The organism is Psychrobacter sp. PSP (genome assembly GCF_024085615.1).
Taxonomy (GTDB): domain Bacteria; phylum Pseudomonadota; class Gammaproteobacteria; order Pseudomonadales; family Moraxellaceae; genus Psychrobacter; species Psychrobacter pacificensis.
Genome location: NZ_JABLTF010000005.1, coordinates 68541 through 94171, shown reverse-complemented (window position 1 = coordinate 94171; position 25631 = coordinate 68541). Strand labels below are relative to the sequence as shown.

The following is a 25631-nucleotide window of genomic DNA, read 5'->3' as shown; positions in this document are numbered from 1 at the left end:
TTGCTACTCCTTATGCGAGTTCTGTTTGAGTGGTTGTTTGGGTGTTAACATTTGTTTGGTTGCTACCATTTGATTCTGAGCTAAGCTGCATCAGACGCGCAACATAGTGCGGGCCACCTGCTTTCGGGCCAGTACCAGACAGACCACAACCACCAAATGGCTGGACGTTTACGACCGCGCCGATTTGGTTACGGTTGATATAAGTGTTGCCTACAAAAGCACGGCGCTCGATATGCTCAACAGTTTTTTCGATACGGCTATGAATACCCATCGTCAAACCAAAGCCTGTGTTGTTGATAGCGTCAATCAGCTTATTCAGATCACGTGCTTGATAGCGCAATACGTGCAGGATTGGACCAAAGTGCTCACCACCAATCACATCAATACTGCTTACCTCGATTGCGGTTGGCAATACAAAGGTAGAGTTTTCTTGACTGACAACCGAGCTTGCACTCATTGTTGTTTGAGCCAAGATAGTAGCGGTTGGCTCAGCATCCATACGCGCGATATGCGCCTCTAAACCATTTTTGGCATCAGCATCAATGACTGGACCTACATCTGTGGCAGCGTATAGTGGATTGCCAACAGACAGCTCAGCCATATTGCCTTGCAATAGCTCGATCAAATCATCCGCCATCTCATCTTGCACGCACAATATACGGCAAGCTGAACAACGCTGACCTGCTGAACCAAATGCAGATAGAACAGCGTCTTTAACGACTTGCTCTGGCAGTGCTGTTGAATCAACAATCATCGCGTTCTGACCGCCAGTCTCAGCGATAAATACAGGCAGCTCGCCACTCGCTTGAGCATGATCATTCAAGCTTTGATTGATACGCTGAGCAGTTTGCGTTGAGCCAGTAAATATCACACCTGCGATATTGTCAGCAGCCGTTAGCGCTCCGCCCACATCACCGGCACCTGTCACCAATTGTAGTGCTTCTGCTGGTACACCCGCTTGATACATGAGTTGCGCACCAAAATGAGCAATCAAGCTGGTTTGTTCAGCAGGCTTAGCGACTACCGTATTACCTGCTGCCAGTGCCGCCACGATTTGACCCGTATAGATAGCCAATGGGAAGTTCCATGGGCTAATACACACAAAAGTGCCACGTGGTTTATAAACTTGACGCGATTGCTTACCAGACAAATCTGTAAACTCATGCACGACATCGTCTAGGCGCTCTGCTTCATCAGCGTAAAAACGACAGAAATCAACGGCTTCTTTGATTTCATCGATGCTGTCTTGCATAGTCTTACCAGCTTCGACTTGGCATAGTGCCATTAGCTCAGCGTAGTTTTCTTCAAATAGCTCAGCGATTTTACGCAGTATTGCTGCACGTTTGGCCACTGTCACGTTCTGCCACGTACTTTGACCAGCGACAGCCACATCAATCGCTTGACGAGCCAATTCTGCATTGGCATATTTGACTTCACCAGCGCTTACGTCATGATTCCAAGGCGCAAGTACAGGCTGCGCATCAAGTTGATGGGTGACGCCATCTACTTCATAGTCAGTGACCGCTTTGCCATTGATGATGGGTGTCGCTGACCATTTTTTATTGAGATGGCTATCAATAGCGGCTTTAAACGGCAACCACTGTGACTCTACAAATATATTAGGGCCAAAACTTGCACGGCGCGAACCATAAATCTCTAGTGGTAGCGGGATATCTGGGTTGTGCAAGGTTGGGTTGGCAAGTAGCTTGTCATATGGATGCACAGTTAGTTTTTCAATCGGATACGACTTGTCTAATAACTGATGGACAAACGAGCTGTTGGCACCGTTCTCTAACAAACGACGTACCAAATATGGTAGCAAGTCTTTGTGCGCGCCAACTGGTGCATAGATACGTACAGGAATCTCATAAGCTTGCAAAATATGGTCATAAAGTGCATCACCCATACCGTGCAAACGCTGGAACTCAAACTCTTTATGGGTGCTCATGGTCATGATTGAAGACAGTGTGTGCGCATTATGCGTCGCAAACTGTGGCCAAATAAGACCGCGCAGATGGTCTGATAATAAGAAACGCGCACTGGCAAGATATGCGGTATCTGTACCTTCTTTGCGTGTCCAAACTGGATAGCCTGATAGACCTTTTTGCTGAGCAAGTTTGATCTCAGTATCCCAATAAGCGCCTTTTACCAGACGTACTGGAATGCGATCGCCTACTTCAGAAGACAAACGAGCAAGCCAAGCCAATACAGCAATAGCACGTTTAGAATAACCTTGTACAACGATACCTAGGCCATCCCAACCAGCTGTTGAGTTATCACGGTATAGAGACTCAAACAGTTTTAAAGAAATCTCAAGACGATCCGCTTCTTCGGCATCAATACTAAGATCAACATTGACCTCGCGTGCCGCTTCGATAAGGAGCAAGCAGCGTTGACGCAATAGACCCATGACCTGAGCTTCTTGTGTCGCTTCATAGCGAGGATGCAGCGCAGACAATTTGATAGATACTGATGGCTTAGGCATACCTTCTTTGACTTTGACGTTGGCCGTCGCTTTGATCGCATGCAAGTAGTCATTGAAGTATTTTTCAGCATCTCTATGCGTGATAGCCGCTTCACCTAGCATATCGAATGAATAGGTATAACCTTTATTACGATATGGCTGGCTGTTTTTATTGGCGTCTTCGATGGTTTCGCCCAATACAAACTGATGGCCCATGATGCGCATGGCCTTTTGCATGGCACTACGAATGACAGGCTCACCCATCTTTTTGGTCATGCGATCCAAGAAACCTGATGCAGTAGTGCTGCTATCAATACTGACGACACGGCCTGTCATCATCATGCCCCAAGTAGAGGCATTAACCATGAAACCATTGTCATTTTTGATGTGCTTTTTCCAATCTGCCACACTCATTTTGTCATGAATCAATGCATCAGCAGTATAATTATCCGGCACTCGAATCAACGCTTCTGCCAAGCTCATGAGCAAGATACCTTCTTGGGTATCAAGGCTATACTCAAGCAATAATGAGTCAACCATCTTGACGGCTTTGCCATCGTTACGCACATGCTCAACCAGCCTGCGTGTCTGCTCAGCGGCAGCATCACGCTCCTCTGCACTAGGCTTGGCAAGTGGCAATAAATCAGCCAACCAACGCTGTTCATCAACGCTATATAGTGGCGAAATACGCTTATATAACTCTTCTATTGGCTGGGCAAGATACTCTGGCGACAGCATATCAACAGGATTGAACAAAATCGGCTCTTGCGGGGTAAACTGGTCTACTGGGTTCATAACAACTCCATAACTATCGTTTAAAAACCATAATAAATGGTGCTTTAGGAAGTCTGATCGTCCTGCATAACTGCTCGTAACCGCTATCAAAATAGAGGTTATGGAAGGATATTCACAGCAATAATCAAAAGACCAAACGGCGCCATCACAAAACTAGAAAATCCAGCACATGCTGGAGATGGTTAAGTAGGTCGTTCCACTGTTAAACGGGCTACGTTAACAATACAAAGGCAACAACGAAAAATTAAGCGGCATTAGTGCCTTCTTCTTGTTAGTAGTGAAAGGAGTGTGATGGACAAATATCGCTTGAATGAAGTGATAAAAAATCACTTAAACAAGCCCAAACATACCATCTTAAATGTGCAAATTCACTGTAAGAAAAACCTCTACGGCGTTGATTGAGGTGATGCGCTTAACTCGGCTATAATATCATGAAAAAAAAATTCAAACTAACGCTTTTTTTTATTTTTAAAAATAGATTTTTCTTTAAAAAACAAATATTTACAAGCAATTTTTCAGTCATGTCGCTTTGGTTATATTTTTTAGTTTACTATTACTGATTAATTATTACCAAAATTTTGGGTTTTAATCGTACCAATTTTGGGCTCACTAGTAAGCTAAGTACCATCTCCAAATAATAAAAACCCTCTTTACCATCAAGTGATAAAGAGGGTTGTATGGTTAGGTCTCATACCTAGCGCAATACGCCTTATAAGAAGATAATTTTAACCAATAGCACAAGAGTCAAAAGCCATACAGCAATGCTGATATCAGCGAACTTACCAGAGATCGCTTTGACCGCCGTAAACGTGATAAAACCAAGTGCGATGCCATCAGCGATAGAGTATGTCAGCGGCGTGAACAGCAATACAACTACAACAGGCGCTGCTTCTGTTAAGTCGCTCCAGTCGATGTCTTTTAGGGTGCCCATCATCAGTACGGCAACATAAAATATGGCACCGGCCGTCGCGTAGGCTGGGATCATACCGGCTAATGGAGAAAAGAAAATGCTTAGTAAAAATAACACACCAACAGTGACTGCCATCAATCCTGTACGGCCACCTGAGGCAATACCAGAGATACTTTCGATATAACTGGTTGTCGATGACGTACCAAGTAAAGAGCCTGCAACTGTCGCTGTTGAGTCTGCTAATAGCGCCTTGCCCATATTAGGAATATTGCCATCTTTGTCAGTCAACTTGGCTTGGCTAGTGGTTGCAATTAGCGTACCTGCAGTATCAAATAAGTCCACAAATAAGAAAGCGAAGATCACACTGATCATACCCACATCAAATGCGCCAGCGATATCGAGCTGCATCAGTGTCGGCGCGATTGAAGGCGGTGCAGATATGATACCGGTAAACTGTGTATAGCCCATTAGCAAACTAATCAGAGCAACCAGCAAAATACCAATGGTTACCGCACCTGGGACTCTTTTATAAGACAGACCAATAATGACGACAAAACCTAGAGATGCCAATACAGGACCAAATGACGTCATATCACCAAGAGCAACCAAGGTCGCATCATGATTGACGATGATACCTGCACTCTGCAAAGCAATAAAAGCCAAGAATGCACCAATACCAGCGACCACGCCGTTTTTGAGAGAGTTTGGAATCGCATTGATGATTGCCTCACGAATCTTAAAGAGGCTTAATAGAACAAAGATACAACCTGACAAGAACACCGCACCCAGCGCGGTTTGCCATGCATACCCCATACCTAAGACCACGCCATAGGTGAAGAAAGCATTAAGTCCCATGCCTGGCGCTAATGCCACTGGTAGTCGGGCATAGATACCCATGATGAAACAACCGACTGCTGCGGCCACACAGGTTGCGACAAATACGGCCCCTTTGTCCATACCTGCATCGGCTAAGACATTAGGGTTAACAAAGATAATATAAGCCATCGTCAAAAACGTGGTTATACCAGCGACGATTTCTGTTTTGATCGTGGTATTGTCACCATTAATCCCAAAATAGCGTTCAATTGCATTCATAAGTGTTCGCCCCCAACTGGCTAATAAAAAATCACCACTACCTAAAACTAAACATGACCTCAGCAAAATGGCGATGCCGCAGTAAGAATAATGTAGTAACAAAGCGTAACATATTAGACGAGTTGTCTTACAAACTCAATCGCTGATAATGTCTAACTCGTATAAAAAACAATTAAAAACACCACTTTTATAACGATAAAAAGTCTATACAAATTTGAATTTTCTTATAGTCTCTAGCTCAAATCATTTATGTATACTAGTAGGGCGTGTTGCCACTATATTGTTAAAATATTTGATGTATCGTACTTTTTGTCTGGTTAACACATTAATAATGACGTTTCTTTTATTTAGAAGTAAACTAACAGGTTATTATGTTGATGTCTCAGTGGTTGAGCGTGGTCTCAAATAGTCTCTTACTAAACCCGATTGCCGAGATCTTTACTGCGCTTAAGATTCAACGATAAAGTATGCTTATTATTTTTAGGGTTCGTTTGGTTTGGATGTCTTTATTTAAACCAGCTGTTGTCAATTATCCGTGAGTCCATTACATGCCTGAATCATTAAATATTATTGATCTTATTACCCAAGCCAGTCTATTGGTACAGATTGTGATGGCGTTATTGCTATTAGCCTCTTTGTTCAGTTGGGTCATTATTTTCCGTATGAGTGCGCGGCTCGGTACAGCCAAAAACTTTGATCAACAATTTGAGACTTGGTTTTGGTCAGGCGAAGATTTAGCAAAGCTGTATCAAGGCGTACAAGGCTCACCTGATCGCCAAGGACTTGAGCAGATTTTTTATGTGGGATTTTCAGAGTACCTGAGAATGCATAAAAAGCGTCAACCTAAAGATGACATCATCGACGGTGTTGAACGTAAACTGCGTGTCGGCTTGGGCCGTCAGCAGCAATTACTCGAGTCAGGACTGACGACGCTAGCGAGTATCGGCTCGGTGGCTCCTTACATTGGACTGTTTGGAACCGTTTGGGGCATCATGAACGCGTTTTTGGGACTGTCGCAAACCGAGCAAGCCACCCTAGCCTCTGTCGCGCCTGGTATTGCTGAGGCGCTGATTGCGACAGCCATGGGCTTGTTTGCCGCTATTCCTGCTGTATTGGCATACAATCATTTTACGGCAAAATCTAGCCGTCTTTATGATTCACGAGCACTGTTCTGTGACGAGATGACAGGCATGCTACAGCGCGAGACCAGTGTGCAAATCCCCGTTGCTAGAGAGACGCAAGTGAGTGCCACTCAGGTGAATGGGCTATGAAACCAAATCCCTATCGCCGTGAGAAAAAAGCGCTGAATGCAGAGATGAATGTCGTTCCCTACATCGACGTTATGCTGGTGCTATTGGTGATATTTATGGTGACCGCACCCATGCTCATTACGGGTGTCGATGTTGATTTGCCAAAAGAGCAAACCAATACCATGAGTCAGAGCCAGTTGCCCGTCATTGTCTCATTGACTGACAAGGGTGAGATTTTTATCAGTTATGAAAATAATATCGACTTGCCTATTAGTGAGCCTGAGCTAATTAACACTTTATCCAACTTACAGTCTCAGAGCGGTAATACCAACACTGAGCCATTGCAAGTGATGATTAATGCTGATCAAAATAACCAATATGGCGCTATCATGACGCTCATGGCAACTTTGCAGCAGGCAGGTATTGAAAAAGTAGGGTTATTGACTGGTGCGCCTTTACCGACGCCATCACTCCAATAGCTATACCTTCTATATAGGTATGTCACATCATAGCAGCCAATCCGATAAACCACGTTCATGAGTATCCATATCATGCATAATGCGCCTGCCGTCTATGTCCCCACCGAACCTGAAGGCAACGGGCTAACACTGCCTACATTACTCAGTTTGCTAGCACATGGTCTTATAATCGGCATACTGATTTATAACTATCAGACCACTGAGGTTGAGACTGCTGGTAGCATCGAGACGGTCATGGTAACTCCTGAGCAGCTCGCTGAAATGCAAGGACAGATATTGGCCAATCGTGCAGCAGCCAGCGCCATGCAAATGGACAGCAGCACCAGCGACTCAGCCAGTAGCGCTCAACAAGAAACCTCAAGTAGTAGTAGCTCAAGCGCTCAAAATCCAAGCCAGCCTAACTCCCAGCGTGTCCCTGTGTTTACGCGATCTGACGAGCCTGCCAGTCAGCCTATGCTTATGAGTGAAGAGCAACATCAACGCCTGCGCGAGCAAAACCAAGAATATGAGCGCAGAATGGCTGAGTGGGCAGCGCAGCTAGACGAATCCGCGATAGAGGAGCTTGATCAAGTAGAGCAAGACAAAAGAGAGCAGATGATCGAAGAGCAAAAAAGGCTTGGAGATTTTCGCCAAAAGCAAAACAATCCACCCAAGATCAGACGCCCCACGGCTAACGATCGTAATATACAGATTGATACCGATGGCTCTGGCAATGCAGGCCGAACCTTTAGTCTCTCAGATGGTCAATCAACCATCTCCGGCGAGACCTCAACCTCTAGTACTTCTAAAGGTAGTAGTCGCTCTGCCTCAAGTGGTAGTCGCGGTGCCAGCAATAGTGAAATCATCAATCTAATCAAGCGCAACTATACGCCGCCTACCGCAGCGAAAGGCTCTACCCAGCGTGCCACCTTAAACATCACCGTTAATGCCAATGGTGACGTGGTCAATGTCACCGCATCTGGTCCTGATAGCGTCGTCAATGAAGCTGCCAGACAAGCAGTGCTCAACACAGGTAGCCTACCAATCGATGCTGATGACCCAAAATATCCTACCTTTACTATACAGTTTAAAGGTAGCAATTAATCAGTTGCTAGCGTCTTGTATTATTGATAACGTGATGTTAAGCGGCTTTTATCGCATCGTTTTTTCATCTAAATATAGTAAAGCCCAAATAAAACTGATATAGCATCACAAACACACTCGATTAAATACTATTTTCCTTGCTTGCTGTGACTTCGTCTCCAGAGGCTACGAAAAATAGCCTTTAATCTCGTTGTGTCATTTTTAAATTGACTTATCTATACTTGCCTCATCGACTATAAAAATGACTATCATATTAATTTTAGGAGCGCCATTGACCCATGTATACTCATAAAAAACTACTAGCCTCTTTACTTGCGGGTAGTTCAGCATTACTTATCTCGCAAAACGTGCTCGCAGCCCCTGTCGTATTAGAATTGGACTATGAGATTCCTGTCCAACAAAACCAAGTCGCGTTTGTACCATTCGCAGGCGATTCTGTTTTGTCCCCTATTATTTTAAATGATTTGAATAATACAGAACTAAAAGTCACCAGCCAAAACCTACCGCAGCAGCCACGCAGCAGTAGCGAACTGGCAGGCACACTGCCAGTATGGCAAAGTATGGGCATACCCTATCTAGTCGTCGGCAGCACTCGTACCAATCGCGGCAAAATCGTCACCGATTACGAGGTCATCGATGTCAAATCTGGTCGCGTGATAGAAGGCAAGCAAAGCCTAACCGCTGACAATAACAGAGAAAGCATGCGCTACGCCGGTCACGTCATCGCAGATAAAGTCTATGAGCTGATTACGGGCATTCCAGGGGATTTCTCAGGGCGTATTGCTTATATAGAAGAAACAGGCACTGGCAAACAAAAAGTCTCTCGTCTAAAAGTGATGGATGCTGATGGTGAAAACGCCAAAACCATCACTGAGGTAGCTGGGTCTATCTTCTCACCAGCATGGTCACCTGACGGCAATCGCATTGCCTACTCGGTACAACGTGAAAAATCATATCCTGTCATCTACATTCAAAACGTCAGCGGCGGCGGCGCCAGTGTGCTAACGCCTTTTTCTGGTAGTAACTTGAGTCCGTCATTCTCCCCTGATGGCAGCAAAATCCTATTTTCTAGTAGTTTTGAGGGTAGCGCCGATATCTATGAGATAAGCGCAAGCGGCGGTACGCCTAGACGCCTCACTAATTTGCCAAGCAGTGAGGTGCAGCCAAGCTACGCTCCTGATGGCAAGTCATTTGTATTTGTCAGTGACAAAGCTGGATTCAATAAACCACAAGTCTATCGTTATGAGTTTGGCTCGGGACGCACCACCAAAGTATCTAATGGTGGCTATGCAACCAGTCCGCAGTTTAGCAGCGACGGAACACAAATCGCCTTTTTAAGTGGACGCTCAGCCGCGATTATGAATAGCAATGGTGCGGTGACGACCAACCTTGGTAATACGGGTATCGATGAAGCCCCAAGCTTCTCACCCAATGGCAAGCGCGTGGTCTATGCGTCAACCCAAGGCGGCAAAGGTGTACTAACGATTAAATCATTGAATGGTGGCGAAGCGTTCGGCAAATCAGGACAAGGCATCATCCGCTCACCCGTATGGTCATCAAGTCCAAAGTAATTTAGGCAACTGAATCACAACGTTAGAATTTACTCATACAAAAAGCCTTAATCATAATGAATATGATTAAGGCTTTTTTGTGTCATAAGCTGCTAGAAGAAAAGTGATAAAACCTACTTAGTAAAACCTGCCCGCCGTCTTATGCACTCTTCTTAGGTACCCTTCATTCGAACTCATTTTTCTTCCTTATTGTTAGTAATAAACCCGTAAACCGGTTAGTACCAAAAAAAACATTGCATTAACTTTCATTTTACCTATATCCTAAATAGGTCTGACTAATTGGTCAGGTTATTTAGATATTGGCCAACAAATATAAACTATTACTGTTGTCTATTTTAAGGTCGGGAACTTACCCCTATTATTTGAATCGATAAAAAACAGGTCAAGGATTGGGTTTTAATTTTTATCTAATGATTTGTTACGTTGTCTGATATATACAGCTAATTGGGTGCTAAGCAGTTATTCTAGGAGGAAACCACCATGAGTGAAAACGTTCCAGCAAATACTGATTTATTATATAGACTGCACGACCGCCCCAACCCTATCAAAGCATTCTTAGGTGCCATACAGCACGTACTTGCTGCTTTCGTTGGTATTATTACCCCTTCACTAATCATCGGTGGCACTTTAGGTTTAGGGGAACATATCCCCTATCTGCTAAGCATGTCCTTAATCGTATCTGGAGTCGCGACTTTTATTCAAACGCGAAAAGTAGGGCCCATCGGCTCTGGCCTTATGGCATTACAAGGCACCAGTTTTGGTTTTTTGGCGGCAGTATTGACCGCAGGATTTGTAGTAAAAAACCGCGGTGGTAGTCCTGAAGAGATTTTATCCGTTATCTTTGGTGTGTCGTTTCTCGGTGCATTTGTTGAGATATTTTTGAGTCAATTTATCACCAAACTCAAATCATTTATGAGCCCTATTGTTACTGGCTGTGTGATTGTCACGATTGGTTTGTCCCTAACAAAGGTAGGTCTCACTGATTTGGCAGGTGGGTTTGGTGCTGAGGATTTCGGTAGTATTCCAAACCTACTCTTAGGTGGTGGCGTACTCGTCAGTGTGGTGCTCATTAGCATTATTAACAATAAGGTTATTCGCTCAAGTGCTATCTTTATCGGTCTGATGTTAGGCTTGCTCGCTGCCGTATTTATGGGGCGCATTGATTTTTCATTGGTGTCTAAAGCGGATTTTTTCACCGTTCCCATTCCCTTCAAATATGGTTTTGGTTTTGATTGGCAGGCATTTATTCCCATTGCCTTTATGTACATCATTACCAGTATTGAGACCTCAGGCGACTTGACCGCTACCTCGATGATTTCAGGCGAACCGATCAAAGGCCCTCTCTATGAGAAGCGCATTAAAGGTGGTGTGTTGGGTGATGGTGTCAACTCGCTGATTGCGGCTGTATTCAACACTTTTCCTGTGACAACCTTTAGCCAAAATAACGGCGTGATTCAGATGACGGGGATTGCCAGTCGCTATGTTGGTTTTTATGTTGGCGGTATCTTGTGCCTGATGGGTCTATTTCCTATCCTTGGTGCGATTTTCACGCAGCTGCCCAAGCCTGTCGTAGGCGGGGTCACGCTACTGATGTTTGCCACTGTCGCAACTGCGGGTATTCGTATACTATCCACCGTGGATTTTACCCATCGTAATGTCTTGATTATCGCCACGTCACTAGGATTAGCAACGGGTATTGCATTCGTTCCTGACGTACTCTCACAGACGCCGCAATTTTTCCAAAACATCTTTGGCTCAGCGGTGACGATGTCCGGTATTGTGGCAATCACGCTTGATATAATCCTACCAAAAAACTACGGTGTAGAATTTGATACGGCTGAACAACATGCCGAAGATGGCTTAAAAACAGCGCAAAAAGTGGCATAAATTTGAATGTTTAGCCCTGTCTGAAAGTAAAACGAGGTGCCATAAAATTTGTTTATGCACCTCGTCCACTGTGATCGCTTAATCACAATGACTTAACTGTATATAATCATTCAAGTCCACAGCCTCGTAAAATAAAAGGCACTAGAAAATCTGCTGCGCGCGCTTCATCTTCTGCGTCATAAGCTGTTTTGTCCATCAGGCCGACAATTTCAATCTCAAATTCAGCGTAACGCTGGGTCGTCGCCCATATCAAAATTAGTAGTTGCAAGGGATCTGTAATCCCAATCTTGCCTTGCTTATGCCACTCTTTCATGACTTGCGCTTTATCATTTACCCAATCTTTCATCGTTGTTGACATAAATTCGTGCAAGTGAGGCGCACCGCCGATGACCTCAATGGCAAACAACTTATGACGACTAGGATTGACAAAAGCTTGATGCAGCTTGGTACGGACAAACTTTTCAATGACAGTTTTTGGATCGCTGTCCACTGTCATGGTCACCAAGCCGTCATTCCATTCTTCAATAATCGAGCGTAGCACCGCCATATATAGGTTTTTTTTGTTTTTAAAATAATAGTGAACGTTGGCTTTAGGCAGTCCTGCTCGATCAGCGATGCCTTGCATCGTAGCGCCGCGATAGCTTTGGAGCACGAACTCCTCTTCAGCTGCTGCCAGTATCAACGCTTGATTGTGCGCGCGCGTAACTTGTTGACTACGATGCGATGGCGCATCAGTAGTCAGGATATCCTCTTTCTGATTATTTTGAGTCATAACAATGGTATCTCACTCCAAGTGGCTGGTTCGACAAAATAGTCGCTATATTTTTGAATGTTTTTATATATCAATGCACAGATTTTCGCAGCATGAGCCACCAAATAAAAAAATTCTCATAAAACAGTTGACCAATTAGTCAGGTTTTAGCAGAATGGTAATTATAAATCACACGTATTACGACCAAAACTATACTGCCATGTCATTTTGCGGCTCAACTATTAGTATTTCCTCAAAAAATACGTTCTGTATCGTCAATTTATCATGATTAGAAAGCTAGCAACTTAAATACGCACTGTGGGTTTGCTTAAATAACAATGCAAACGTCGAAAAACTAAAAAATGAACCATAAAAACATCGATTGCTATCGCTAAGTCTAAGCAAAAAACCACCATGTATAAACCTTTATTAAACAATAGTTATCCAGTCCACATAATGGGCTGTCATATCAACAAAAAGGATATCACCATGAGCTTAACCTTAGCGCAATTTAATAATTTGTCTCAGGAAGTAGCTATTGCTCAGCTTTTAATCTGCTGTACCAGTAGCGTTTGGGCAAATAAAATTGCCAATGCGCGTCCTTTTGCAGATTTCGATGCGCTCTTAGCGAATAGCGACGCTATCTGGGATGAGGTACAAACCAATGAGGCCAACTTGCTAGAAGCATTTGATGGACATCCACAAATCGGTAATGTGGCTTCTTTAAAAGAGAAATATCGCAATACACAAGATAGCGCCGCACATGAGCAGTCTGGCGCTAACGATGCGGCAGACGATGTACTCGAAGCGCTCGCTAAAGGCAATCAAGATTATCTTGATAAATTTGGTTTCATTTTTATTGTCTTTGCAACCGGCAAAAGCGCACAGCAAATGCTCGATTTGCTCTTGGCGCGCCTGCCAAACGACCGTGCCACAGAGCTGGCCAATGCCGCCGCAGAGCAAAATAAAATCACACGTTTACGTCTAAGCAAACTATTAGGTAATGCTTAGATGATCAACAGCTATCAAACCACATTATTACTATCGATGTTTGTCCGACGTTCTACTTATCAAATACGCTAGCATCATTACTCTATTTACGTCTTTACTAAATACAAAGGAAGCCTTATGTCTGCCACCTTATCGTCACATATCTTAGACACTCATTTGGGCACGCCTGCTGCTGATATCGCCGTCCGCCTACACCGCGTACCAGACAGCGGAGACACGATACTGCTTGCGCATGGGACGACCAATCACGATGGCCGCGTGACACCAGATGCTTGGCAGTTTGAGTCAAGCATTGATGACACTGAGCGTCAGCTAGATACGGGGCGCTATACCGTGACGTTTGATACTCAGGCATATTTTGATGCCCAGCAGCTGACGGCATTCTATCCGCAGGTAGTCATCGACTTTGTGATAAAAGACGCAAGCCACTATCACGTGCCATTACTTCTGAGTGCGCATGGTTATAGTACCTACCGCGGATCATAACTGACCCTTATTATCAAAAAACTGTGAGCGAAAATCGTTATCCGCTCATAGCCATTTTATTTAGACATTGTCATATTAAAGGACACTTACCGCATGGGCGCCTATCTTCTCGAATGGTTGAGTTTATTTTTTCGCTGGTTTCATGTTATCGCAGGGGTGGCATGGATTGGTGCATCGTTTTATTTTGTGTGGCTGGATCTGAGCCTACGCAAGCCGCCACAGTGGAAAGCAGACAAAGGCATCTCAGGTGATCTGTGGGCCGTCCATGGCGGAGGGTTTTATGAGATTGCCAAATACAAGCTCGAACCAGAGGAAATGCCAAAAACGCTACATTGGTTTAAGTGGGAAGCTTACACGACTTGGCTGACGGGTGCGGCGATGATGTCGATCGTCTATTATGCCAATGCAACTGCCTATCTGATCGATCCAAGCAAAGTGCCTTTTACCAGTATCGGTGCCATTGCGACAAGCTTGCTGTTTTTATTTGGTAGTTACTTTATTTACGAAGTCATTGTGCGCAGTCATTTGGGCAAAAACGCCTTTATCTTTAGTACCCTGATTTTTATCTTGTTGGTTATCGCGAGTTGGGGTTCTTATCAGCTGTTTAGTGATCGCGCCTCGTTCATCCATATCGGGGCGATTTTGGGCACGGTGATGGTCGGTAACGTATTCTTCGGTATTATGCCAGCGCAGCGCGCACTCGTTGATTGTGTACGCCGCGGCGAAAAACCGGGCAAAGAAGTCGCTGAATTGGCACTGCAAGCCAAAAACCGCTCACTGATGAATAACTACTTTACTCTGCCACTCATCTTTACCATGATTAGCAACCACTATCCGATGATGTATGCTCATGAAAAAGGTTGGTTGGTATTGGTCTTCGTTGGCGTTATCACTGCAACGGCACGTCATTATTTTAACCAAAAACATTTAGGGCATAAAAAACCACGCTACTTGGTTATCCCAGCCATACTGACCGTATTATTAATTATTTGGATGCGACCTGAACCAATTGATCCAGCGCCTGCAATGCCCGCTACTGCCGCAGTAACACCTACGACAACTAATAGCACCCCAACAGCTACAAGCGCGACTACTAATACTGATAACGTTAATAATAGCAGTGTTAGCAATAATGCCGCCACTGCTGCTGAAGCCGTACCAGTGAGCGCATCAGTAGATGACGCTATGATGGATGTTGTACATACACGCTGTAGCACTTGTCATGCAGTGCAGCCCACACAGCAAGGCTTTGCCGCACCGCCAGCAGGTATCATTTTGCAAACACCAGAAGATCTAAAAACACACAAAGCAAAAATCGTCACTGCGGTACAAACTGGCTATATGCCACTTGGTAATATCACTCAGTTAACAGATATAGAACGTCAGCAGCTTGTAGCGTACGCATCATCCCTGTAGTTTGTTATCAATAGAAAACTTTCCTTGGCGAGCAATATTCAATTAAATATTTAAGGCTCTACGAGATATAGGAACATAAACAATGAGCAAAAAAATCATCAGTGATTTTAATCAAAATACATACCCACGCGACCTAAAAGGCTACGGTGGCAAGCCACCAAAAGCCAATTGGCCAGGCGGTGCAAAAATCGCCGTACAGTTTGTCTTGAATATCGAAGAAGGGGCAGAAAATAGCGTCATCCATGGCGATGGACAGTCCGAGCGCTTTTTGTCGGATATCTTGGGTACGCCCGAGTTTAACAACCGTCACCAGTCTATTGAGTCTGCATTTGAATACGGCAGCCGTGTTGGTGTGTGGCGGGTGTTGGATGTGTTTAAAGAGTACGGCGCTCCTATCACCACTTTTACTTGTGCTGCCGCTGCCGAAAAAACCCCGCATATTATCGAGCGCGTATTAGAAGACGGTCATGAGATTGCCAGTCACGGCCTGCGCTGGATTACTTATCAATATATGTACCGCGAGACGGAACGTGAGCACATCCGCCGTGCAACCAACATATTTGAGCGCATGCTCGGCAAGCAGCCACTCGGCTGGTATACGGGACGCGATAGCCCAAACACGCGCGAGCTGGTCGTCGAACAAGGTGGCTATCACTATGACTCTGACTCCTATGGCGATGAGCTGCCGTACTGGCTCAATGTCAAAGCCCAAGAAGGCGATCTAATCACACGCAAGCCGCATTTGGTCATCCCTTATAGCCTAGAGACCAATGACATGCGCTTTTCTTCGAGTCCAGGGTTTACCCATGCCGAGCCGTTTTATCAGTACCTCAAAGACAGCTTTGACACCCTTTATGAAGAAGGCGCAGAAACCCCCAAAATGCTGACCATCGGTTTGCATTGCCGCATTATTGGACGGGCAGGACGTATCAAAGCGTTAAAGCAGTTTTTGCAATACATCACCAATAAGCCTGACGTGTGGATATGCCGCCGTGATGAGATCGCCAAACACTGGTACGACAACCATCCTGCAACACCAGACAACACAGCCAACTGGATGTAGCTTTTGCCATTGCCTCGCTCATTGAATACATCGCAGTGTGTCGAATAAATAAAACAAGTGGCACACGATCAATTAAATCTACTATCAAATAAAAGGAATCATGATGAGTCAAAACACTTCAGAAGTGGGACAAATCATCTCAGCAAATAATCTACCTGAGAGCCTGCCAGCCTTTACTAAAAAACCCAACGTAGCCGACAGTCGCTTGGGTGCCAAAGCGCTATTTGCGACCGATGACTTTTTTGCGGATAAAAGCCGCATCCTAAATCCTGATGCGCCTATTTTTGTGGTCGGCAAATTTGACGATAACGGTAAATGGATGGACGGCTGGGAGACGCGCCGTAAGCGTCATTTGGGCTATGATTATTTAGTCATTCAGCTGGCGCGTCCGACCAAAATCGCGGGCCTTGACATTGATACCAGTCACTTTACGGGTAACTTCCCCTCTTCTGCCAGTGTCGATAGCTTATACGCGCCAGAGCTACTACAGCAAGATGAAACTGAGCTTACTAGCCTCAGTAAAAAAGACTGGGACAGTAAAAACTGGCAGGCGCTAGTGGATATGACGCCGCTACAAGGACACAATCATGAGTTTATCGAAACTGATAACGAGCAAACGGTCACCCATATCCGTTTGAATATTTACCCAGATGGCGGCGTGGCTCGACTGCGTGTCTATGGTGATATCCAACTTGATGCCAGCCTAAACAATCAAGGTGAAATGCTCGACTTGGCAGGCGCGTTAAATGGCGGTCGTGCAATCGCCAGTAACGACGCACATTTTGGTGCTGCCAGCAACTTACTGTTACCGACCAAAGCGCCCAATATGGGTGATGGCTGGGAGACGCGTCGCCGCCGTGAGCCAGGCAATGACTGGTGCATTATTGCCTTAGGTCAAGCAGGTATCGTGGATTCTATCGAGATAGATACCGCTCATTTTAAAGGCAACTATCCTGATAAAGTATCCATTCAAGCCGTCTACTCGCCAAATACGCCAGAGCAAACCTTGGTCACTCAAAGTATGTTTTGGGATACGTTGCTTGAGCCGCAAAAAACCAATGCGGATGACATCCATACCTTCGGTAACGACAAGCTCTTAATAGACCAGCCTATCACCCATATCCGAGTCAATATCTTCCCTGATGGTGGTATCAGCCGCGTGCGCGTGTTTGGCAAAGTAGCAGATCATGTTGGTACTACTGATAATACAGAGGTCAAATAATGAGTGTTATCTTAACGGCTCAGCCTTTGACCAAAGGCGACTTTGCCCCTTACGGCTCGGTTATCGAGCGCTATAGTGAGGAGGAGCAAACCGCTGACAACACTTATGAGATCAATAATGGCTATGCGGTTCGCCATCATGCGCTTGCTGCGAGTCAGATTGAGGGTGGCACTGTCGGTATGAGTATCTTTCGAGCCAAAAAACGTGAGAATCCGATTGCCCTCTCCGTCATGGAGTATCATCCGTTTTGCACGCAAGCATTTGTGTCGATGGAAGGTCAGGACTATGTCGTCGTCGTTGCCAAAGCAGGTACGCCGCCACAATCGCCTGATGATCTGGCCGTGTTTTATGCCAAGTCGCATCAAGGCGTACAGTATGCTGCCAACGTCTGGCATCATCCCTTATTGGCGCTTGGACGCGACAGTGACTTTTTAGTGATTGATCGTATCAATGGCGAAGGTAACAACTGCCATGAGATAGACATTACGGACTGGGGTGTGCTTATTGAGTTAGAAGACGTCAGTTAGAAAATGTCAGTTAGAAAAAAAGTCGCCAAGCTATCTCATAAGCACAGACAAAAAAGCACAGAACAAAAGATACAGACCAATCAAAGCCCCGTTTATGATATATAAACGGGGCTTTTTTGTGACTCATGTTTTTCGCCAGTTTATCAGACCGCAGATTTTCGATAGCGGCTCTGACCAGCAATTATCGTCTGCTCAATCACTCTATCATCACCCAGCATAATCAGCACAAATAACTGCTCTTCAAGGGTTTTGGTCTGCGCCATACGCCGCTCTAACAATGCTGTGGCCTTCATATCAATCACGACAAAGTCCGCTTCTTTACTGGGCATAAAGTTACCAATCTTATCATCTAATAGTAGCGACTGCGCATTGCCCAAAGTGATCTGATACAACCCTTGGTGTGCTGATAATTGATTACTTTGTAGTTGCTGGACTTTGTATGCCTCTGATAACGTCGTGAGCATCGATAAGCTCGTGCCTGCTCCAACGTCGGTGGCGATACTAACACCGGTATAACTTAACGTCTTTGGTAAATCGAACAGCCCACTACCCAAAAACAGATTGGACGTTGGACAATGTGATATCTGCGTGCCAGTCGCGCGTAGACGCTCGTATTCTGGTGTCTCAAGGTAGATACCATGCGCCAAGGTGGTACGGCGGCCCAGTAATCCCATATCATCATAGACGTCGAGGTAGCCTTTATGATTGGGATACAGCTCCTGCACAAAAGCCACCTCATCACGGTTTTCTGCCAGATGCGTTTGCAAATACACACTGTCATGGCTGGCATACAACTCACCTGCCAGACGTAATTGTGTAGGGCTCGACGTAATCGCAAAGCGCGGGGTAATGGCCACATGCTGACGCCCGCGCTCATGCCAATTATCAATGATATTTTGAGTGTCACGGATACTTTGCTCAGCAGGCACACATAGCGGCTCAGGCGCATTTTGGTCCATCAAGACATTACCCGTGATCATACGCGTATTGAGCCTGTGGCTTTCAGCAAAAAACGCCTCGGCAGATAACGGATGACTGGTTGCAAAAACCATCGCACTGGTCGTGCCATTGGCAAGTAATTGGTTCAAAAAAAACTGCGCGGTATCATGCGCTATTTTTGGATCACCAAAGTTGGCTTCCGTCACAAAAGTATAATTATTGAGCCAATCAAGCAGTTGCTCACCATAAGCGGCAATCATATCTATCTGCGGATAGTGCACATGGGTATCGATAAAACCCGGCATGATGAGTTTGTGCCGATGGTCATGAATCTGTACTGGTTCTTGACTGTCATTAGTAGCGGTCAGCACATAATTTGCTAGCATCGCCTCTCGACTGCCATAATTAATAATCAGTCCAGTCTCATCATCAATAACAAGTGCACCGTCGGCAATATACTCAGGGTAAACACGCACGCCTGCAATTACTGGAAGCAACGTTGTATCTTTATCAACGGTCAGATTTACGAGAAAGTCAGGAATTCTAGTATCGGATAATTCAGCAGCCGTACGCTTAGCAAGGTCATCTTCGCTAATATAATGTAATAAATGAGCTTGATAAATATGTAGGGTCATTTGGTAGTCTCACAATGGCGTAGTAGTACTGAGCGTTTTAATTATTTAATAAAAAATGACACGGCTTCATGAAGTAATTAGTCCCTTCAAAGAGCAACCTGATGATAACGTTGTAATAGCTGTGCCGCGATAGATACGGCCACCGCCATTGGCTCTTTGCCGCCGATGGGTAATCCGATTGGCATGATGAGCTGATTGACTAGTTGCTCACTATAGCCACGCTGAATCAAACGATCTCTAAAACGTTTGGCTTTGGTGGATGAGGCAATACAGCCAATATAAGGTAATGAGATATCTGAGCGCTTACTATCAGCTAAGCAGATATCAGAAATAGTATCTAATGCTGCGCGCACCAGCTCAAAATCCACACTATGGTCATGCGTCATAACCAAAATAAAACGCTGACCACCTTGCTCAATAAATGGACGCACAAAATCGACAGGATCGTCATCGATATGCGGACGGATATGCCTTGGTAGCTGATAGAGTTGTGATTGATTCGGTGTGGGGTTTTGGTAGGCACTGTTGCCTGGTTGGCCCGTTTCACTGGAGTTGGTTTTATCAATCAAGTAACGCTCAAACATCTCTGGGCGACTGTCTACCCAATCTACCTGACATGGCAATTCAGCAAGGATAGTCATGAGCGCTGATGCCACATGACCTGCTCCAAATACCAGTACTGACATCGGCGGCGTCACATTAAAGCATTCGAACATAACAGTGACGCTACCGCCGCAGCATTGGGCCAATTTCGCACCCAACGGGTAATGCTTAGTATAAACCGCGTCTCGGCGTACTGCTTTAGAAGGAGCTGACGCGCTTGTCTCATTAGCTTCAGAAATTTTTGGTTTGACTTGTTTGGATACCGTGGTGGATATCTCGCCACTTAATAGCTGACGAGCAGTAGTAATCACATCGTGCTCTAGACCGCCGCCGCCCAGCGTATCTACAATACCATCCTGCGTGATAATCATCTTTGCCTGTAGCGCACGCGGAGCCGAGCCATTCACAGCCACGACCGTTGCCAACACATGAGCCATGCCGCGCTGCTGATATCGCGCTAGACCTTCATACCAGATGTTTGGTGGAACCAATGACTCACTCACTGTGCGCAGGACCCCTTGCCCCTGCGACATTTGGGTGCTCTATCGCTTCTGGCTGCTCATCAGTCTGTTTGCCGGCTACCTCTTTTGGATCAATATCTTTGGCATGGCGTACATCTTGCGGCATGACTTTGTCGTTATAGAGATCGCCCTTTTCTTCTATACCTTCAATAAGGCTATCCATCGTATCCTTGTCCGCCTTGGTCTCTAGATCCCAAGACGAACCTTCCATACGCATAACTGCTTTTAATACGGCTTCTGGGGTCGCAGGCATGGTCAATTCTGGATTTTTTTGATAATTACCAAGGCTAGCCACCGCGTTATTGAGAGCGCACCAGACACTAGCTGCCAGCATAAACGGCGGCTCACCAACGGCTTTAGAATTATAAATCGTTTGTTCTTCGTTTTTGCGATCGTATAATTTGACATTCCACTGCTTAGGCAAGTCATGCGCCGTTGGAATTTTATAATTGGCAGGACTGTCGGATGCAAGCTTTCCTTTATCATTCCAGATCAGCTCTTCTGCTGTGAGCCAGCCCATACCTTGCACAAAACCGCCCTCAATCTGACCGATGTCAATGGCAGGGTTGATCGATTGTCCTGCATCATGCAGCACATCACAGCGCAGCACTTTGTACTCACCTGTCAGCGTATCAATCTCAACCTCAGCACAAGCAGCACCTAGCGCAAAGTAGAAGAACGGACGTCCCCATGCTTTGGAGCGATCATAAAATATCTTCGGCGTTTTATAGTAGCCAGTAGACGATAGGCTGATGCGATTTTGATACGACAGCTGAATCATTTCGGCAAAGGTTAGTGTCTCTTTATCACCGATATAGACATGGTTTTGTTCAAAGCGTATGTCTTCTTGTGACACCTCAAAATGCTCAGCAGCAAATTCAACAATGCGCGCTTTGATACTTAAGCAAGCATTTTGCGCCGCTTTACCATTGATATCGGTACCTGATGACGCGGCAGTTGGTGAAGTATTAGGTACTTTATCCGTACGAGTCGCTGACACTTTTACTGTATCTAGATCCACATCGAACTCATTGGCGACAATTTGGGCGATTTTGATGTACAGACCTTGCCCCATCTCCGTACCACCGTGGTTGAGATGGATGCTGCCATCGGTATAAACGTGTACCAGCGCACCCGCCTGATTGAGCGTCTGCACCGTAAATGAAATACCAAATTTTACGGGTGTTAACGCAAGACCCAAACGCTTGTCACTACCTTCAGCGGCGGCTTGTTTATTGGCTGCTATAATTTGTTGGCGGCGTTTGTCGTAATCGCAATCCGCTGCCAGTTTGGTCATGATGTTTGCTAAATCAAAATGCTCAATGGTCTGACCGTAATGGGTGCTTTGACCATCTTGATATAAGTTTGCTAAGCGCACTTGCAGCGGATCTTGCCCTAATGTATAGGCAATATGGTCCATCATATATTCAGCGGTCATTAGCCCTTGTGGACCACCAAACCCGCGATAGGCCGTATTGGATACGGTATGCGTCTTACAGCGATGACCCGCCACACGAGCCGCTGGATAATAATAGGCATTATCACAGTGGAACATCGCTCTATCGACGATAGCATCAGACAGGTCTGGCGCATAACCACACAGACCTGCCAGTTGCATATCGACGCCCAATATACGCCCAGACTCGTCTAAGCCAACCTCATAACGATTGGCAAACTCATGACGCTTACCGGTCACGACCATATCATCTTGGCGATCTAACCGCATACTGACAGGAGCGTTATGGCGCTTGGCAACGATACCGCACAGACACGCCCACGCCGCGGCTTGCGTTTCTTTACCACCAAAACCACCACCCATACGGCGTACGACCGTATTGACCGCATGAAAGGGCAAATCCGTCACTTCGGCGACGAGCTGCTGCACTTCACTTGGATGCTGTGACGACGTGTACACTTCCAGCCCGCCATCATCACAAGGCACCACATAAGACACTTGCCCTTCAAGATAAAAGTGCTCTTGCCCGCGCATATGAATATGACCTTCAATACGAATCGGTGCACTCTCAAGCGCCGTCGCCGCATCACCACGCTTCATAAAATGACTTGGACGCACAAATAACTCTTGCTCTAGCGCTTTATCAATACTAAGTACCGCTGGCAATGGCTCATATTCTACTACTGCCTTGGTGGCGGCTTTTTTGGCAGCGCGATGGCTGGTTGCCACCACCACAAATAGCGTCTGACCGACATACTCTGTAATGTCATTCACCATCAGTGGCTCACCATCAAACACCGCACCGATATCTGTCTGCGCCGGTAAATCTTTAAAACTTAAAACATCAACGACCCCATCAGCCTCTCTGACAGCACTCAAATCCATACCTAATATACGTGCATGGGCGTGGCTGCTTTTGCCTACTGCTAGATGTAGCGTGCCTTGTGGTTTGGTAATATCATCCACATAAGTTGCCGTCCCCATGACATGGGTGATCGCACTGTCGTGCTTGGCTGACGTGCCGATCTTGTTTTTTGGCGGACGCACGCGGCGGATACTATAACTGTCAAATAAAGACGAATGATGGCTCATAGCAAATCTCTTCTATTAGTACGCATTTACTGATGCGCTTTTTTATTTCTGACAAATACACTCATGACGCAGTATTGATACTCAATTACGCTGACAGTCAAGCGCTCTCAGCCTGCCTCTCCGCTATCAATTGTTTACCGCACTTCACCAGTAGACGCTGCGCCACATGCATGCGATATTCGCGGCTGGCTCTGACATCCGCCATTGGTGTGACATCTGCAGATAGCACCTGTGCTGCTTGCTCAAAACTTGCAACATCAGTAGCTTGACCAATGAGCGCTTGCTGACAGTGCACCGCAAGCAGTGGTATCGCTGCCATGCCACCGAGCCCAAGCTTTGCATTGTCGATAATTGCACCATCTGCTGACACATCAAGCCGCGCCGCAAGTAAGCACGCTGAGATATCATCTTCGTAGCGTTTGCTAATCTTATGAATAAATAAATGCTGATGATCCTGCATCAAAGGAATATGAATAGCGACAATATAACTACCTGCTTGCAACTTGGTCTTTTTATAATCTAAGAAAAATGCTGATAACGGTATGATTTCATCCGTATAAACCGAATCACTACTATCTAAATCTTTACCTGACTCTTCACGATTCGGCGCGCAATGACGCAAATGAATTGACGCATCTAACGCCAAGAGAATCGGTGGCAAATCACCAATCGGGGATGCGTTGGCGATATTACCGCCGATGGTGCCCATATTACGAATTTGCGGAGAGGCAATGCGCTCAAACACTTGCGCAAAGCGTGGAAAATACTGCTCAAGCACAGGGAGCATTTGCTGATAGCTCATGCCAGCCCCTAGCACTAGCGACTGACTTTGAGTTTGTTCGTCAGTCGATGTGTTACTATTTGCATCTGATAGCGACCAAGACTTTAGCGCTTCAATACCTGAGAGCTGAATAATGATCTCGTGATCAACCAAATGCTGGGTTACACTCAACCCCAAATCCGTACCACCTGCCCAGATCGTCGCCTGCGGATTAGCTGCTAATATTTGATTAAGCTCGTCTAGTGACTTGGGTATATATAACCGTCGCCCAGCATCATTGAGTGCAGGGGCAATAGCTGTTGACTCTACATTGTCCGACTCGGCTTCAGCTGGCGCATTTGCAGATACTGCTGATTCCTTTGTACTACCCATCGCGTCTGTTGTGAGACTGATAGTCAAGTCTTTCACCACCGACTGCTCTTCCTCTCTTTTCTGACCGATTTCGCTCATCAGTAGGCCTGCCTCGATAATCGGACGATAGCCTGTACAGCGACATAAATTGCCCGATATTGACGCAACCACTTCATCATAGCTCAACTGCTTAGCATCACTCTGACTTGCTGATTCTGAACTTGTCTGCATACGATTATTTTCGTAAACGCAAGCAAGCGACATGACAAACCCAGGGGTACAAAAACCACACTGCGATCCGTGACACTCAACCATCGCCTGCTGTGCTGGATGCAGCAAAGCACGTTCTGGATGATGCTCAGGATTGTCCGCCAAGTAGGACGCTGTCATCAGGTGATGACCGTCCATCAGCGACAATAGCGTAATACAGGAGTTAATCGTATAGAATGGAGGCGTAGCATTTTTTTCGTTGCCATTTTCATCATTAAGCGTTTGCTGGATAGTGCTAGGCAGGCGTTGAGCCATTACCGTGCAAGCACCGCAATCACCACTGCCGCAGCCTTCCTTCGTATCCGTTTGGCCTTCATGCAATCGTAGATACTCAAGCACTGTCGTATTGGGGTTAAGCTGGGTTAGCTCATGGTATTTTCCATTGAGATAAAAACTAATCATAGCAAGGCTCGGCTAAAATAATGAAAGTGAGTATAAGACTGAGAAGCATTAGTGGTTTGAGTACGAAAGGTAAACGCTTAATCTATATTTTGCTGCAACCGCTCAAGTAAGTTTATCGGCAAGTACGTTTTTAGTTTTTAATATACTTACTATTTATTCTATGTCGCATTTGCAGGATGTCGATGAGTAGGATATCGCACACTCTTTTATAGCAAATAAATCGACCATAAATAGCAGTAATTATCAGGAGCTTTTGCCAAGAATTAGTACTGCTATATACCTGACTATTTGGTCAGCTTTCAACATATTATCACTATTCTTATTTATAACACAACCCATTCAAACATCTGTCGATACTGCTAAATGATTGACCTTCAAGCCGCTATCTGATAACCGCTATCAATCCTAACAGCAGAGATAGTTTCTAAGACTCGTCATGTTAGTCATTGATATATAGTCGAACCACTATTAAAGTGTTACAGCGTTAGACTCGTTTAGCCTACTACTGTAGTACTTGCACTCGTCTGCCTCGTACCACTTTTAATATTGATTGACTATAGCTAATACAAAC

The 25631-nt window shown here is 45.4% G+C and carries 18 protein-coding genes; 11 read left to right on the top strand and 7 right to left on the bottom strand.

Going from position 1 to position 25631, the window contains the following annotated elements; all coding sequences use genetic code 11:
- Positions 1–10: 10 nt before the first annotated feature.
- A complete protein-coding gene (gene putA / locus HL061_RS00445; RefSeq protein WP_252962379.1) occupies positions 11–3259 on the bottom strand; it encodes a bifunctional proline dehydrogenase/L-glutamate gamma-semialdehyde dehydrogenase PutA in 3249 nt (1082 codons plus the stop codon).
- 709 nt (positions 3260–3968) lie between these two features.
- On the bottom strand, positions 3969–5264 hold the full coding sequence (locus HL061_RS00440) for an NCS2 family permease (protein WP_093069039.1): 1296 nt from the start codon (positions 5262–5264) through the stop codon (positions 3969–3971).
- 548 nt (positions 5265–5812) lie between these two features.
- Between HL061_RS00440 and tolQ the strand changes: the two genes are divergently transcribed.
- From tolQ to HL061_RS00415, 5 genes are all read left to right on the top strand, one after another.
- Positions 5813–6535 (top strand): protein TolQ, encoded by a 723-nt coding sequence (gene tolQ, locus HL061_RS00435; protein ID WP_058025342.1) that lies wholly within the window; start codon positions 5813–5815, stop codon positions 6533–6535.
- Positions 6532–6993, top strand: a complete 462-nt coding sequence (gene tolR, locus HL061_RS00430) for a protein TolR (protein WP_058025343.1) — start codon at positions 6532–6534, stop codon at positions 6991–6993. Before tolQ ends, tolR begins: the two co-directional genes overlap by 4 nt.
- Positions 6994–7050: 57 nt before the next feature.
- Positions 7051–8076: an energy transducer TonB gene (locus HL061_RS00425; protein ID WP_227674245.1), complete on the top strand. Its 1026-nt coding sequence runs from the start codon at positions 7051–7053 to the stop codon at positions 8074–8076.
- 278 nt (positions 8077–8354) lie between these two features.
- The gene (locus HL061_RS00420; protein ID WP_071001418.1) at positions 8355–9647 is read left to right on the top strand and encodes a PD40 domain-containing protein; all 1293 of its coding nucleotides are present in this window, start codon (positions 8355–8357) and stop codon (positions 9645–9647) included.
- 480 nt (positions 9648–10127) lie between these two features.
- Positions 10128–11534 carry a nucleobase:cation symporter-2 family protein gene (locus HL061_RS00415; protein WP_071001417.1) on the top strand — a complete coding sequence of 469 codons (1407 nt, stop codon included), beginning with the start codon at positions 10128–10130 and terminating at the stop codon, positions 11532–11534.
- A 106-nt stretch (positions 11535–11640) separates the two neighbouring features.
- Here HL061_RS00415 and HL061_RS00410 read toward each other — a convergent pair whose 3' ends face one another.
- Positions 11641–12306 carry a TetR/AcrR family transcriptional regulator gene (locus HL061_RS00410; protein WP_093069025.1) on the bottom strand — a complete coding sequence of 222 codons (666 nt, stop codon included), beginning with the start codon at positions 12304–12306 and terminating at the stop codon, positions 11641–11643.
- Positions 12307–12774: 468 nt separating this feature from the next.
- Here HL061_RS00410 and uraD point away from each other — a divergent pair, with 468 nt between their 5' ends.
- The 6 genes from uraD to HL061_RS00380 all read left to right on the top strand — a co-directional run bounded on the left by uraD (position 12775) and on the right by HL061_RS00380 (position 18010).
- Positions 12775–13296: a 2-oxo-4-hydroxy-4-carboxy-5-ureidoimidazoline decarboxylase gene (uraD, locus tag HL061_RS00405; RefSeq protein WP_093069023.1), complete on the top strand. Its 522-nt coding sequence runs from the start codon at positions 12775–12777 to the stop codon at positions 13294–13296.
- A gap of 117 nt (positions 13297–13413) precedes the next feature.
- Positions 13414–13782 (top strand): hydroxyisourate hydrolase, encoded by a 369-nt coding sequence (uraH, locus tag HL061_RS00400; protein WP_093069021.1) that lies wholly within the window; start codon positions 13414–13416, stop codon positions 13780–13782.
- Positions 13783–13875: 93 nt separating this feature from the next.
- Positions 13876–15198 (top strand): urate hydroxylase PuuD, encoded by a 1323-nt coding sequence (locus HL061_RS00395; protein WP_093069019.1) that lies wholly within the window; start codon positions 13876–13878, stop codon positions 15196–15198.
- 82 nt (positions 15199–15280) lie between these two features.
- Complete coding sequence (gene puuE, locus HL061_RS00390; protein ID WP_093069017.1) at positions 15281–16261, top strand: allantoinase PuuE; 981 nt, start codon at positions 15281–15283, stop codon at positions 16259–16261.
- Between the two features lie 103 nt (positions 16262–16364).
- The gene (gene alc / locus HL061_RS00385) at positions 16365–17483 is read left to right on the top strand and encodes an allantoicase (protein WP_093069014.1); all 1119 of its coding nucleotides are present in this window, start codon (positions 16365–16367) and stop codon (positions 17481–17483) included.
- Positions 17483–18010 carry an ureidoglycolate lyase gene (locus HL061_RS00380; RefSeq protein WP_093069012.1) on the top strand — a complete coding sequence of 176 codons (528 nt, stop codon included), beginning with the start codon at positions 17483–17485 and terminating at the stop codon, positions 18008–18010. The genes alc and HL061_RS00380 overlap by 1 nt, the downstream gene beginning before the upstream one ends.
- 143 nt (positions 18011–18153) lie before the next feature.
- On the opposite strand, the gene guaD is transcribed toward HL061_RS00380, so the two are convergent.
- From guaD to HL061_RS00360, 4 genes are all read right to left on the bottom strand, one after another.
- Entirely contained in the window at positions 18154–19584 is a 1431-nt protein-coding gene (gene guaD, locus HL061_RS00375; protein WP_252962378.1) for a guanine deaminase, read from the bottom strand.
- Between the two features lie 86 nt (positions 19585–19670).
- Positions 19671–20690 carry an XdhC family protein gene (locus tag HL061_RS00370; RefSeq protein WP_252962377.1) on the bottom strand — a complete coding sequence of 340 codons (1020 nt, stop codon included), beginning with the start codon at positions 20688–20690 and terminating at the stop codon, positions 19671–19673.
- Positions 20683–23256, bottom strand: coding sequence for a xanthine dehydrogenase molybdopterin binding subunit (xdhB, locus tag HL061_RS00365; protein WP_252962376.1), 2574 nt, complete (start codon positions 23254–23256; stop codon positions 20683–20685). The genes HL061_RS00370 and xdhB overlap by 8 nt, the downstream gene beginning before the upstream one ends.
- A gap of 97 nt (positions 23257–23353) precedes the next feature.
- Positions 23354–25060 carry an FAD binding domain-containing protein gene (locus tag HL061_RS00360; protein WP_223332921.1) on the bottom strand — a complete coding sequence of 569 codons (1707 nt, stop codon included), beginning with the start codon at positions 25058–25060 and terminating at the stop codon, positions 23354–23356.
- Positions 25061–25631 lie beyond the last annotated feature (571 nt).

What these genes read in the sequence shown, in the direction of transcription:
- putA (WP_252962379.1), bottom strand. Translation starts at nt 3,259, where the DNA reads ATGAACCCAGTAGACCAGTTTACCCCGCAAGAGCCGATTTTGTTCAAT.
- HL061_RS00440 (WP_093069039.1), bottom strand. Translation starts at nt 5,264, where the DNA reads ATGAATGCAATTGAACGCTATTTTGGGATTAATGGTGACAATACCACG.
- tolQ (WP_058025342.1), top strand. Translation starts at nt 5,813, where the DNA reads ATGCCTGAATCATTAAATATTATTGATCTTATTACCCAAGCCAGTCTA.
- tolR (WP_058025343.1), top strand. Translation starts at nt 6,532, where the DNA reads ATGAAACCAAATCCCTATCGCCGTGAGAAAAAAGCGCTGAATGCAGAG.
- HL061_RS00425 (WP_227674245.1), top strand. Translation starts at nt 7,051, where the DNA reads ATGAGTATCCATATCATGCATAATGCGCCTGCCGTCTATGTCCCCACC.
- HL061_RS00420 (WP_071001418.1), top strand. Translation starts at nt 8,355, where the DNA reads ATGTATACTCATAAAAAACTACTAGCCTCTTTACTTGCGGGTAGTTCA.
- HL061_RS00415 (WP_071001417.1), top strand. Translation starts at nt 10,128, where the DNA reads ATGAGTGAAAACGTTCCAGCAAATACTGATTTATTATATAGACTGCAC.
- HL061_RS00410 (WP_093069025.1), bottom strand. Translation starts at nt 12,306, where the DNA reads ATGACTCAAAATAATCAGAAAGAGGATATCCTGACTACTGATGCGCCA.
- uraD (WP_093069023.1), top strand. Translation starts at nt 12,775, where the DNA reads ATGAGCTTAACCTTAGCGCAATTTAATAATTTGTCTCAGGAAGTAGCT.
- uraH (WP_093069021.1), top strand. Translation starts at nt 13,414, where the DNA reads ATGTCTGCCACCTTATCGTCACATATCTTAGACACTCATTTGGGCACG.
- HL061_RS00395 (WP_093069019.1), top strand. Translation starts at nt 13,876, where the DNA reads ATGGGCGCCTATCTTCTCGAATGGTTGAGTTTATTTTTTCGCTGGTTT.
- puuE (WP_093069017.1), top strand. Translation starts at nt 15,281, where the DNA reads ATGAGCAAAAAAATCATCAGTGATTTTAATCAAAATACATACCCACGC.
- alc (WP_093069014.1), top strand. Translation starts at nt 16,365, where the DNA reads ATGAGTCAAAACACTTCAGAAGTGGGACAAATCATCTCAGCAAATAAT.
- HL061_RS00380 (WP_093069012.1), top strand. Translation starts at nt 17,483, where the DNA reads ATGAGTGTTATCTTAACGGCTCAGCCTTTGACCAAAGGCGACTTTGCC.
- guaD (WP_252962378.1), bottom strand. Translation starts at nt 19,584, where the DNA reads ATGACCCTACATATTTATCAAGCTCATTTATTACATTATATTAGCGAA.
- xdhB (WP_252962376.1), bottom strand. Translation starts at nt 23,256, where the DNA reads ATGAGCCATCATTCGTCTTTATTTGACAGTTATAGTATCCGCCGCGTG.
- HL061_RS00360 (WP_223332921.1), bottom strand. Translation starts at nt 25,060, where the DNA reads ATGATTAGTTTTTATCTCAATGGAAAATACCATGAGCTAACCCAGCTT.